This window comes from Flavobacterium sp. KACC 22761 (assembly GCF_034058155.1).
Lineage (GTDB): Bacteria > Bacteroidota > Bacteroidia > Flavobacteriales > Flavobacteriaceae > Flavobacterium.
Genome location: NZ_CP139148.1, coordinates 2293796 through 2307261, shown reverse-complemented (window position 1 = coordinate 2307261; position 13466 = coordinate 2293796). Strand labels below are relative to the sequence as shown.

Sequence of the window (13466 nt, the reverse complement as noted above, 5' to 3'; positions counted from 1 at the left end):
AATTAATTCTTTTCTATTACTTTAACTTCAACAGCTCCAGTTCCTTCAAAGAAAGAAACTAATTCTGCTTCGTTATCATTTACTGCTACTTCCATTAAGAAGTGATCATCTGTTGTTCTTACATCAGGATTTTCAGCTTCTTTAAATGGCCACAATCTACTTCTCATATAAAAAGTGATTACCATTAAGTGCGCAGCAAAAAATACTGTCATCTCAAACATAATTGGCACAAAAGATGGCATATTTTGAATGAAACTGAAACTTGGCTTTCCTCCAATATCTTGTGGCCAGTCATGAATCATGATGTAACCCATCATTGTAGTCGCAACAGAAATACCAACACATCCATATAAGAAAGAACAAATTGCTAATCTTGTTGGCGCTAAGCCCATGGCTTTATCCAATCCGTGAACAGGAAATGGAGTAAAAACCTCTTCAATATGATGGTGAGCAGCTCTAGTTTTCTTAACTGCATCCATCAAAATATCGTCGTCATTATAAATGGCGTATATTACTTTATTACTCATGATGTGAATCTTTACTATTTGCTCTTTCTCTTACGTAATTATCTCCTGTTCCTTTCAAAATTGTTTTAACCTCTGCCTGAGCAATTACAGGGAATGTTCTAGAGTATAATAAAAACAATACGAAGAAGAAACCAATTGTTCCAATGAAAATTCCAATATCAACAAATGTTGGTGAAAACATTGTCCAAGAAGATGGAAGATAATCTCTATGCAAAGAAGTAACAATGATTACAAATCTTTCAAACCACATTCCGATGTTTACTACAATCGAAATAATAAATGAGAACATGATACTTGTTCTAAGTTTCTTGAACCACATGAATTGTGGAGAGAAAACGTTACAAGTCATCATTGACCAATATGCCCACCAGTAAGGTCCAGTAGCTCTGTTTAAGAATGCATATTGCTCATACTCCACTCCTGAATACCAAGCTACGAATAACTCAGTGATGTAAGCCACACCAACAATAGATCCAGTAATCATGATAATGATATTCATTAACTCGATGTGTTGTAATGTGATATAAGCTTCAAGATTAGAAACTTTTCTCATAACGATCAACAATGTATTTACCATCGCGAATCCAGAGAAAACTGCTCCAGCAACGAAGTATGGAGGGAAAATTGTTGTATGCCATCCAGGAATTACAGAAGTAGCAAAGTCCATCGATACGATTGTGTGTACAGAAAGTACAAGAGGAGTTGCTAAACCAGCTAATACTAAAGATACCTCTTCAAAACGTTGCCAGTCTTTTGCGCGTCCGCTCCATCCGAAACTTAGGATAGAATAAACTCTTTTATTGAAAGGAGTAATAGCTCTATCACGAAGCATTGCAAAGTCTGGCAATAAACCAGTCCACCAGAAAACTAATGATACTGATAAATACGTTGAAATCGCGAATACGTCCCAAAGTAAAGGTGAGTTAAAGTTTACCCATAAAGATCCAAATTGGTTTGGAATAGGTAATACCCAGTATGCTAACCATGGACGACCCATGTGAATAATTGGGAATAAACCTGCTTGAACTACTGAGAAGATAGTCATTGCTTCCGCAGAACGGTTAATAGCCATTCTCCAACGTTGACGGAAAAGTAATAGTACTGCAGAAATTAATGTTCCGGCGTGACCAATACCAACCCACCAAACGAAGTTAGTAATATCCCAAGCCCAACCAACTGTTTTATTTAATCCCCATGTTCCAATACCGGTAGATACGGTGTAAATTATACAACCTAATCCCCAAAGGAAGGCTGTTAATGCGATTGAAAATACAATCCACCATTGTTTATTTGCAGGTCCTTCAACAGGCGCTGCCACATCTACAGTTACATCGTGATAAGATTTATCACCTATAACTAAAGGTTTTCTAATGGGTGCTTCGTAGTGAGACGACATAATCCTTTATATTGTTTCTTATTAATAATTTTACTAAGTATTTCTAACTTTAACGTGATAAACCACATTAGGTTTTGTTCCTACATGCTCCAATAAGTGGTAAGATCTTGCATCAGCTGCTAATGCTGCAACTTTACTTTCTTTATCATTTACATCACCAAATATCATCGCTCCAGAAGAACAAGCACTTGAACAAGCCGTTTGGAATTCTCCATCTCTAACTGGACGGCCTTCGTTTTTAGCTTTCAATTTAGTAGCTTGTGTCATTTGGATACACATAGAACATTTCTCCATAACACCACGAGAACGCACGTTAACATCAGGATTTAATACCATACGGCCTAAATCATTGTTCATGTGATAATCGAACTCGCTGTTTTTGTTGTATAAGAACCAGTTAAAACGACGTACTTTATATGGACAGTTGTTAGCACAGTAACGAGTACCAACACATCTGTTGTAAGCCATATGGTTTTGGCCTTCACGACCGTGAGAAGTTGCAGCAACAGGACAAACTGTTTCACATGGAGCGTGGTTACAGTGCTGACACATTACAGGTTGGAATGCAACTTGAGGATTCTCTCCTGCTTTCTCCATTTCATTGAATGTAGACAATGAACTAGATAAACCAGCAATTCCTTCTTTTCTCTTGTTATCACCTTCAAATGTGCTTTCAGAAGAATAATATCTATCAATACGCAACCAATGCATATCACGGCTTCTTCTTACCTCTGCTTTACCTACAACTGGAACGTTGTTTTCAGCATGACAAGCAATAACGCAAGCCCCACATCCAGTACAAGCATTTAAGTCAATTGAAAGATTGAAGTGGTGACCAGTTGTACGATCAAATGATTCCCAAAGATCCACAGTTGTAGCTTCAACCTCTTGGTGATCTAAAGATACCATTGGTTTTTCATTCCAATGTTCTGCATCTTCAGAATTGAATACTGTTAGAGTAGTTTCTTTAATAATATCTCCTCTACCCATTAATGTTTTTTGTCCTTGAACACAAGCAAACTCATGAACACCATTAGCCTTAGCTAAAGTAACAGACTGAACATTATTGAAATTTTTATATAAAGCGTAAGCATTAACACCTACTTGCATTTCTTCTTTTAAAGATGCTTTACGACCATATCCAACCGAAAGACCGATAGTTCCAACAGCTTGTCCTGGCTGAACAATAACCGGAACATTTTCAATCTTAACACCATCAGCAGTTGTAATAGTAGCGTAACTTCCGTTTAAACCACCATTTGCAACAATTTCGTTTGATAAATCGTATTTCTTAGCATCTGCATTAGAAACAGTAACGTAGTTATCCCAAGAAACTCTTGTGATTGGATCTGGAAATTCTTGCAACCAAGGGTTATTTGCATGTTGTCCATCACCCATACCTGTTTTAGTGTACAATACTAATTCTAATCCACCAGCAGATTTAGCGCTAGAAAGAGCACTTGCTGCACCAGCGAAATCATAAGATCCACCAGCTAAAGCCGTAGAACCAGTTACTAAAACACCATCATGCAATACTTTATTCCAAGAAGAACCAGCAATTAAACTAGCTGAATTAGCTTTAAGGTAATCGTAGAAAGTTCCACCAACACCATTTAAAGACAATAAAACATCCTGAAATTGTTTTGTATTAAAGATTGGACGAATCGTTGGCTGCGTTAAAGCATAAGTTCCTTTAGTAATCACAACATCACCCCAAGACTCTAAATAATGAGGCGCTGGAGCAGCAATAGTTGTAATCGAAGCCGTTTCATCTTCTTTCAAAGAAAAAGCAACTGATGTATCTACTTTTTTCAATCCAGATACAAAAGAAGCTGAATCAGCTAATGTATATGCAGGATTGATTCCGCTCATAATTAAAGTATGAACACTTCCTGCATTCATGTCTTTTAATAATTGAGCTACAGCCGCATTAGAACCTTTTCTAATTTGTCTTGTTCCAGCAGTACTGAAAGACTCACTAGCCAATCGTTGATTGATAGCCAACACTAACAATTGAGCATTTTTATCTTCAATTCCAGACACTAAAACCCCTCTTGTACCAGCCATTTTTAATTGCTGCGCCGCTTTTACAGCTTCAGCTTTAAAATTAGCATCTAAAGATACAGGAATAGAAGCACCTACAATAATATTATAAATTTGAACTAAAGCTTGTTTTTGATCAGCAGTAGTCATTGGAACACGCTTATCAGCAGCAGCTCCAGATAATGTCATGTTTGATTCAAACTGAATATGACGAGACATTGTTTTTTTTCCTTCAGTTCCAGAAGGAATTCTACCTTTTGCATATCCAGAATCATATCCTCCACCTTGCCAATCTCCTAAGAAGTCAGCACCAACAGATACAATTAAAGAAGCTTTTGAAAAATCATAATCAACTAAAGCTCTTTCTCCATATACTGCTTCAAATGCATCTAAAGCTTCAGAAGAAGAAACTGCATCGTAAACAACATGTTTTGCATTAGGATTTTTAGCAATAAACTCACCTATCAATTTCTCAGTAGATGGACTTGCTAATGTATTTGTCAACAATACCACCTGTCCTCCTTTTGCTTTTGCTTGAGCAAGGCTTGATTTGATTTGCAAATCAACAGCAGACCAGCTGCTTTTTTGCCCTTTTAATTTTGGCTCACTCAAACGAGCACTATCGTATAATCCTAAGATAGATGCATGAATTCTAGCATTAGCTGCAAATTTAGCACCTTCAATAGTGTTGTTTTCAACTTTGATTGGACGACCCTCGCGAGTCTTAATCAAAAGATTTGCAAAATCAAAACCATCAAAAACTGTAGTTGCATAGTAATCAGCAACACCAGGAATGATTTGTTCTGGTTGTAAAACATAAGGGATAGACTTGTGCACAGGACCCTCACAAGCAGCAAGTGTAACAGCTGCAGTACTAAATCCTACGTACTTTAAAAAGTCACGACGTGAAGTTCCTGATGAAGCCAAAGCTTCAGCATTTCCTAAGAATTCATCTGTAGGAATCTCTTCAACAAATTCGTTATTTCTAAGCGCCTCAACAATAGAACCATTCTCTAGTTCTTCAACACTTTTCCAGTATTTTTTGTTTGATGACATTGTATATAAATATTAAAATCTTAATAATTCGATTAATAGTGGCATTTACCGCATTCTAAACCTCCCATTTGCGCTGCAGTTAATTTCTCTACACCGTATTTTTTAGAAAGTTCAGCGTGAATTTTATCATAGTAAGCATTACCTTCCATCTTAACATCAGTTTTTCTGTGGCAATCCACACACCATCCCATTGTTAATTTAGAATATTGCTTCATGATTTCAAATTCTTGTACCGGACCATGACAAGTTTGACACTCAATTCCCGCAACAGAAACGTGTTGTGAGTGGTTGAAATATACAAAATCAGGAAGATTATGAATACGAACCCATTTTACAGGTTGTGTTTTTCCTGTATATGCTTGTTTAGTTTTATCCCAACCAACAGCATCGTATAATTTTTGAATTTGAGCATCGTAAAAAGCTTTGCTGTACTCAGCAGTAGCAGTTGTTTCAGCAACTTCAGAAATATTCTTGTGGCAGTTCATACAAACATTCAAAGAAGGAATACCTGCAGTTTTACTAACACGAGCAGCTGAGTGACAATATTTACAATTAATCTCGTTATCTCCAGCGTGAATTTTGTGAGAATAGTGAATTGGCTGAATTGGTTCGTAGTTTTGATCTACACCAACTTGCATCAAGTATCCATAAACAAAATAACCACTAGCTAAAAGCAAGAAAATCGAAGTAACTAATACCAAGAATTGGTTTTTAGCAAAAGCTTTCCAGATTGGCAATCTTTCTTCTTTAGGACCAACTTCGATACCGTTTTTATTTGCCACTTTAGTCAACACTTTGTTCACCATGAACAACATAACAACCAAAATAGCCATTACAAGAGCAAGAGCTCCTAAAATAACATTATTTGAAATAGAACCACTTTCTACGTTAGTACCAGGAGGAGTTGCAGATCCACCAGCTATAGCAGTTGGCGCCTCAGGTTTCTTCTCAGAAGTATAAGCTATAATATTATCAATATCTCCTTCAGATAATTGAGGAAATGAAGTCATTACTGCTTTGTTGTTTTCTTCAAAAAGCTTAACAGCAGCAGCGTCGCCTGATTTAATCATATCAGAACTATTGTGCACCCACTTGTAAATCCAAGCCATTTCATGCCTGTCAGCAACTCCTCTTAAGGCAGGACCTGTTGATTTAGCATCTAATTTGTGACATGCAGCACAATTTGCATTAAAAAGTTCTTTCCCTTTTACCGGATCTCCACCAGATGTCGCAGCCGGAGCAGCAGCTTCAGGTGCCGCAGGAGCTGCAGCAGGATCTTGAGCAAATGAAGTTAGGGAGAAAATAAGCGTTAGCGATAAGCTAAGGAGCAATTTTCTTGAGATCGAATTATGGTTACCCACCTTTTTCATATAGTATAATAATTATCTACTAATTTTTGGTATGATTTTTACTGTGATAAATTCGTAAAAACTAATACCCTCTTTTAAAACTTGCACAAAAATACGACTTATGAACTATTCTCAAAACCTTAAAATAGTCTTAAATATCAATTTATATCAATTCTAAATAATATTAAAATTTTCCACACAAACTTTAAATAGTATTTTTGCATAAAAACCATCACATTATGAGAATTTTAACCCCTTCAAAAAGAGTTTTCTTCACACTGACTCTATTCACATTAGCATATAATATTCATGCTCAGGATCAAAATTTAACAGTAAATCAAGACCCAAAATTCGAGCAACTACTGAACGAGAAGCGCAAAATTAACACATCAATAAGTACAAACGATACCTACCGAATTCAAATTTTCAGTGGCAAAAGTGACGAAGCAAAGAAAACGTTATCTGATTTCAAAAGAGAATACAATAACATTGATGGAACAATAATTTTCAACACTCCAAATTACAAAGTAATAGTTGGAAATTTTAAGACCCGAATAGAAGCCGAACGAAATTTGGCAGATATAAAAAATAGATATAAAAATGTCTTTTTGCTTAAGCCAGGAAAATAATAACTGTTAACAACAAAAAAGAGCGAGATTGAATCTCGCTCTTTTTTTATACGCAATGAAAATCATCTTAATTCACCACTTTGATGCCACTTGCCATGAAACGAATTTCTTCTTTAGGCATTGTAATCGCATTTATTTCAGCAGGCGATTTCTTAGCATCTTTAGCATAATGCTTCAACTCATCAACAAAAGTTATTTTTTTCTCCGCATTTCCTTCCAAAACCACATTTTTACCTTTTAGAGCAGGCGGTACAAAAAAAGCATAGTCTTTCATTTTTACAAAAAACGAAGATCCATTTTCAGTTTTAATGGTCACCCAGCATCCTCTTTTTTCACAAACATCAGTCACCATTCCTTTAACAGCGACATTTTCTACTTTATTCTGATCTTTAAACTTCGATTCTAATTTCTCAACAGAAATTGCTTTATCTACAGAAACACCAGAAACATTATCTCCATAATAATCGCCAACTGCAGCATTTCCTGCCGGCGGAGCACTTTTCTCTACAGCTTCTTGAGAAAAAGACAAAGTAGAAATACCAATAAAAAACAAAGCCGAATATAATAACTGTTTCATGATCTAATAATTTTAATCAAAAATAACAAATTTTTAGAACAACGAATGGTTTGTACAAAAAGCATTTTTCAATCAAAATACCGCATAAAAAAAGCCCCAATTTTCATTGGGGCTTTCAATATTAACTAAATCTTATTTCAATTTCTTTTTGATCGCTACTTCGTGGTAAGCCTCAATAACATCATTAATTTCGATATCATTGAATCCTTTAATTTGAATACCACAATCGTAACCTTTCGTAACCTCTTTAACATCGTCTTTGAAACGTTTTAACGCCACTAGCTCACCAGTATGAACTACAACTCCGTCTCTAATAACTCTAATTTTAGAAGTTCTTAAAATCTTGCCATCGGTTACCATACATCCAGCGATTGAACCTACTTTAGAAATTTTGAAAATCTCACGGATCTCAGCCGTTCCTAAAACTTCTTCTTTCATCTCTGGCGCTAACATTCCTTCCATTGCATCTTTCAAGTCATCGATAGCTGCGTAAATAATAGAATAGTAACGGATATCAATTTCTTCTTTATCTGCAAGTTGTCTAGCATTTCCAGCAGGACGAACGTTAAATCCAATAATAATCGCATCTGACGCAGAAGCCAAGTTAACATCGGTTTCAGTAATCGCACCAACTCCTTTGTGAATAATGTTGATTTGAACTTCTTCTGTAGAAAGTTTAGAGAACGAATCAGACAATGCCTCAACAGATCCATCCACGTCTCCTTTAAGGATTACGTTCAATTCTTTAAACTGACCAAGAGCAATACGACGTCCAATTTCATCAAGCGTAATATGTCTTTGTGTACGAACTGATTGCTCACGCATTAATTGAGAACGTTTTGATGCAATTTGTTTTGCTTCTTTCTCATCTTCAAATACATTAAACTTATCACCAGCTGTTGCCGCTCCATCTAAACCCAAAACAGATACCGGCGTTGAAGGTCCCGCCTGCAAAACAGCATGCCCTCTTTCATCATGCATCGCTTTCACTTTACCATGATGCTTACCAGCAAGCATATAATCTCCAATTTTCAAAGTACCTTGTTGCACCAAAATCGTAGACACATATCCTTTTCCTTTATCTAAATAAGCCTCAACAACAGTTCCTTGAGCCGCTTTATTTGGATTTGCTTTTAGATCTAAAATCTCAGCTTCCAATAAAACTTTCTCTAATAATTCTTTTACACCTGTTCCAACTTTTGCAGAAATATCATGTGACTGAATTTTTCCACCCCAATCTTCAACAAGCAAATTCATACCAGCCAAACGCTCTTTAATTTTATCAACATTAGCATTTGGTTTATCAATTTTATTGATTGCAAATATAATTGGCACTCCCGCAGCCTGTGCGTGAGAAATAGCCTCTTTTGTTTGTGGCATGATATCATCATCTGCCGCTACTACGATAATAGCAATATCGGTAACTTGAGCTCCACGTGCACGCATCGCGGTAAACGCCTCGTGACCTGGCGTATCTAAGAACGCGATTTTTTGTCCGTTATCTAAAGTAACCCCATACGCTCCAATGTGCTGTGTAATACCTCCAGACTCACCAGCGATAACATTTTCTTTACGGATATAATCCAGTAAAGATGTTTTACCGTGGTCAACGTGACCCATTACTGTCACAATTGGCGCTCTTGTTACTAAATCTTCTTCTCTATCTTCTACAACTTCAATCGCTTCTTCGATATCCACTGTAATAAATTCAACATCGTAACCAAATTCGTCTGCAACGATTGTTAATGTTTCAGCATCTAAACGCTGATTCATGGTTACCATGATCCCAAGAGACATACAAGTTCCAATCACTTTAGTAATTGGCACATCCATCATGATGGCAATTTCACCTACTGTAACGAACTCTGTAACCTTAATAGTTTTACTTCCTTCGTCAAGAGCTCTTTGCTCGTCATCCGATTTTTGACGGTGTGTCTCTCTTTTATCTCTTCTATATTTTGCCGCTTTAGATTTTCCTCCTTTACCTTGAAGTTTTTCAAGAGTTTCTCTAATTTGGTTTTTTACTTCTTCTTCAGTTGGCTCAACTTTAGCCACAATTGCAGGACGATTTCCTTTTACAAAACCAGGTCTTTGGCTTCTGTTTGCATTGAAACCACCTCCACCATTGTTATTATTTGGAGTTATCTTATTAGGATTTGGTGTTCCCGGTGCATTGTTATTACCTGTAGAAGGTTTTGGCGCACCAGGTGTTCCTGGTTTAGGAGCAATTCTTTTACGCTTATTTTTATTTGCGTTGTTTCCTCCTACTCCTGGAGCTCCAGGTTTATTTTGAGCCACTTTTGGATCTTCTTTCTTCTTTTTTGGTTTATTAAATTGAGACAAATCAATTGTTTGACCTGTAAGAGTAGTTCCTGAAAGCTTTTGATATTGAGTAGTAATAGTTTCTTCTGAAGTTGTTGGATCAGTTGACACAATTGGCTCCTGAGCAACTTTTGAAGATTCTGCTTTAACTTCTTTTTTCTCCGTAATAATAGGTTCTTCCTTTTTCGTTTCCACAACCGGAGTCGCAGCAACTGGTTCAGGTTTTACAGTTTCAGTCTGAACTGGTTTTTCTGGTTGCGCAGGTGCAACAACAGCTTTTGGCTCTTCAACTTTTGCTGTTTCCTCAGAAGGAGCAATTGCAGGTTTTTTTGGATTCAAGTCAATTTTACCAACTTGTACAGGTCCCGAAACAACAGCTCTCGCTTTAATTATTTCTTGCTGTTTTTGACGCTCCTCTTCTTGTCTGCGTTTGTCTTCAATTTCTTTCTCACGCTCAACACGCAATGCTTCTTTTTCTTTTCTTTTCTCTTCTCCTACCTCTTTAGAAGCTTCCTTATTCCCCTTATCGCCCGCAAATTGGCTTTGCAGGATATTAAATTCACTGTCAGAAATTTTAGCATTTGGATTTGCATCAATAGCAATTCCCTTATCTTTTAGATAATCAACAGCTCTTTCTAACGAAATATTTAATTCCCTTAAAACCTTGTTTATTCTTATTACTCTCTCTTCAGACATATAACCTTTTTATTATTACCTTTTTAGTTGTGTTGTTAGAGCAGATATTCAGCTATTTTCTAGCTATCAAACTCCTCTTTTAGTATTTTCATAACGTCTAGAATAGTTTCCTCTTCTAAATCTGTTCTTCTTACTAAATCTTCTACGTCGTGTTTCAAGATACTTTTTGCAGTATCTAAACCTATTTTTGCAAACTCTTCAATTACCCACTCTTCGATTTCATCTGAGAACTCTGTTAATTCAACATCATCTTCATCTGCAACAGTTCCAGCCACATCGCCTTCGCGAATAACATCTAATTCATAACCTGTCAATTGACCAGCTAATTTGATATTGTGACCACCTCTACCAATTGCTTTAGAAACCTCTTCTAATTTCAAGAATACTTCAGCTCTTTTGCTTTCTTCATCAATTTTGATTGAAGAAACTTTTGCAGGGCTTAATGCTCTTGTAATAAACAATTGAATATTGTTTGTATAATTAATAACGTCAATATTTTCATTTCCAAGTTCACGAACAATTCCGTGAATACGAGAACCTTTCATTCCCACACAAGCTCCAACCGGATCAATTCTATCATCATAAGAATCTACAGCTACTTTTGCTTTTTCACCAGGAATACGCACTACATTTTTCACTGTAATCAATCCGTCGAAAACTTCTGGGATTTCTTGCTCGAATAATTTTTCCAAGAACTTTTCAGAAGTTCTAGACATAATAATTTGAGGCTTGTTTCCTTTTAATTCAACGCTTTCAATAATTCCACGAACGTTATCTCCTTTACGGAAGAAATCTGATGGAATTTGTTTTTCCTTTGGAAGCACAATTTCATTTCCTTCATCATCAACCAAGATTACTACTCTTGGACGCACGTGGTGCACTTCAGCTGTATATATATCACCGATAATATCTTTAAATTGTTTGTAAAGATTTGTATTATCGTGTTCGTGAATTTTAGATATTAAGTTTTGACGAAGCGCTAAGATAGCTCTTCTTCCTAGATCAATCAATTTTACCTCTTCAGAAACCTCTTCACCAATTTCAAAATCCGCCTCAATTTTTCTTGCTTCAGTCAATGTAATTTCCTCATTTTCAAAATCAAGATCCTCATCGGCAACAATTACTCTTCTTCTCCATATTTCCATATCTCCTTTGTCAGGATTTATAATAATATCGAAATTTTCATCTGAACCGTATTTTTTCTTCAATGCATTTCTAAACACGTCCTCTAAAATTGCCATAAGCGTTACACGATCAATAAGTTTATTATCTTTAAACTCTGAGAATGAATCGATTAATGCTAAATTTTCCATGCGAATTCTTTAATTAAAATGTTACTGTAACAATTGCCTCTTTTATCTCTGTATAAGGTATTTGTTGCTCTTTTTGAACTGTTTCTTTTCCTTTTCCTACTTTTTTCGGTTCTCTTGCCTTCCAAGACAAAATTATGAAAACATCGTTAGCTTCAACCAATTCTGCTTCAATTTTTTCATTATTTGTAGTAACAATCAACGTTCTACCAATATTTTTCTTGTATTGTCTAATCAATTTCAAAGGAGATCCTACTCCAACCGAAGCTACTTCAAGCGAAAAATCCTGTTCTTCACGATCCAGATTGTTTTCGATGGCACGACTGATATCAATACAATCCTGCAACGCAACTCCATTATCTCCGTCTAAACCAACACTAATTTTAAAAGAATCCGAAACAGCAAGATCAATCAAAAAGATCGATGGCTTTTCCAGAAGTGCTTCTGTAATTAATTCGTTAACTTTTTCCTTAAATGTCATAATTTTATAAAAAGAGGGGACACTTAGTCCCCTCATTATTTAGATTTTAATAAATAACGATGCAAATATAGTGATTTTTTTATAAATCAAAATAAATTGATTGCTCTAAAAATATTTCTTATCTTTATAGGAGCATTCAAAAAGAGATTATTCAAATAATTTAACCCAAAGAATTATGAAACGAATTTTAGTTCCTACTGACTTTTCAGAACATGCTGAAGATGCGTTAAAAGTGGCCTCGCAAATTGCCAAAAGAAACAATTCAGAAATTGTCATTTTGCACATGCTTGAATTGCCGCACCAAATGAATGACGCCATACTGGGAGGCACAAGCATCCCTGAAACTATGCTTTTCATGAAAAAAGCAAACGAAATGCTAGACGAAGCATCTTCAAGACCATATCTGGACGGAATCTCGGTAACTGAAATTGTAAAAATGGACAAACCAATTCACGGAATCCTCCAAGTAAGCAAGGACTACGAAATTGATTTAATTATAATGGGATCTCACGGTTCATCTGGCATTGAAGAACTCTTAATAGGCTCAAATACTGAAAAAGTTGTTCGAAATTCTGAAATTCCGGTTTTGGTTATCAAAAAAGACATTTCGGACTTCAAAGTTACCGATATTGTCTTTGCTTCTGATTTTTCTGAAGAAACCAAAAAACCGTTCAATAAACTATTGAATTTCACCAAATTCTTTGAAGCAAAAATCCACCTTGTAACCATCTGCACACCAAACAGCTTTAAGCCGACACATGTCATGGAAAAAGCAATGAAGAATTTTGTAACAGAATTTGGCATAACCAATTATACAACTCAAATTTACAACGACACTAATATTGAAAAAGGAATCCTCAATTTTTCGAACAGCATAAACGCAGACATCATAGGAATGTGCACACATGGCAGAACAGGTTTTGCACATTTCTTTAACGGTAGCATAAGCGAAGGGCTAGTAAACCACACCGTCAGACCTGTTATTACGTTAAAGATTTAAAAATCAAAACACTTCATAGCAATAGCTTCTCAATCGAGAAGCTATTTTTTTTTCGCAAAAACAAATAAATTATGAGCTTT

General features: G+C 35.9%; 10 protein-coding genes. 2 read left to right on the top strand and 8 right to left on the bottom strand.

What is annotated here, in order from left to right; translation table 11 throughout:
• Positions 1-2 precede the first annotated feature (2 nt).
• The 4 genes from SCB73_RS10045 to SCB73_RS10030 are packed head-to-tail and all read right to left on the bottom strand — an operon-like array spanning position 3 to position 6392.
• A complete protein-coding gene (locus SCB73_RS10045) occupies positions 3-527 on the bottom strand; it encodes a DUF3341 domain-containing protein (protein WP_026728591.1) in 525 nt (174 codons plus the stop codon).
• Positions 520-1923 (bottom strand): NrfD/PsrC family molybdoenzyme membrane anchor subunit, encoded by a 1404-nt coding sequence (gene nrfD, locus SCB73_RS10040; protein ID WP_026728592.1) that lies wholly within the window; start codon positions 1921-1923, stop codon positions 520-522. Before nrfD ends, SCB73_RS10045 begins: the two co-directional genes overlap by 8 nt.
• A gap of 33 nt (positions 1924-1956) precedes the next feature.
• A complete protein-coding gene (locus tag SCB73_RS10035; RefSeq protein WP_320569887.1) occupies positions 1957-5022 on the bottom strand; it encodes a TAT-variant-translocated molybdopterin oxidoreductase in 3066 nt (1021 codons plus the stop codon).
• Positions 5023-5054: 32 nt separating this feature from the next.
• On the bottom strand, positions 5055-6392 hold the full coding sequence (locus SCB73_RS10030; RefSeq protein ID WP_320569886.1) for a c-type cytochrome: 1338 nt from the start codon (positions 6390-6392) through the stop codon (positions 5055-5057).
• 218 nt (positions 6393-6610) lie between these two features.
• Here SCB73_RS10030 and SCB73_RS10025 point away from each other — a divergent pair, with 218 nt between their 5' ends.
• Complete coding sequence (locus SCB73_RS10025; protein ID WP_320569885.1) at positions 6611-7000, top strand: SPOR domain-containing protein; 390 nt, start codon at positions 6611-6613, stop codon at positions 6998-7000.
• A 67-nt stretch (positions 7001-7067) separates the two neighbouring features.
• Here the strand turns inward: SCB73_RS10025 and SCB73_RS10020 are convergent, their stop codons facing one another.
• The 4 genes from SCB73_RS10020 to rimP form a co-directional block, all read right to left on the bottom strand.
• Entirely contained in the window at positions 7068-7577 is a 510-nt protein-coding gene (locus SCB73_RS10020; protein WP_320569884.1) for a DUF4920 domain-containing protein, read from the bottom strand.
• 132 nt (positions 7578-7709) lie between these two features.
• A complete protein-coding gene (infB, locus tag SCB73_RS10015; protein ID WP_320569883.1) occupies positions 7710-10595 on the bottom strand; it encodes a translation initiation factor IF-2 in 2886 nt (961 codons plus the stop codon).
• Positions 10596-10654: 59 nt separating this feature from the next.
• Positions 10655-11908, bottom strand: a complete 1254-nt coding sequence (gene nusA, locus SCB73_RS10010) for a transcription termination factor NusA (RefSeq protein WP_125722262.1) — start codon at positions 11906-11908, stop codon at positions 10655-10657.
• A gap of 13 nt (positions 11909-11921) precedes the next feature.
• Positions 11922-12386 carry a ribosome assembly cofactor RimP gene (rimP, locus tag SCB73_RS10005; protein WP_162847905.1) on the bottom strand — a complete coding sequence of 155 codons (465 nt, stop codon included), beginning with the start codon at positions 12384-12386 and terminating at the stop codon, positions 11922-11924.
• Positions 12387-12561: 175 nt separating this feature from the next.
• Here rimP and SCB73_RS10000 point away from each other — a divergent pair, with 175 nt between their 5' ends.
• Positions 12562-13386: a universal stress protein gene (locus SCB73_RS10000; RefSeq protein WP_320569882.1), complete on the top strand. Its 825-nt coding sequence runs from the start codon at positions 12562-12564 to the stop codon at positions 13384-13386.
• The last annotated feature ends 80 nt before the right edge of the window (positions 13387-13466 follow it).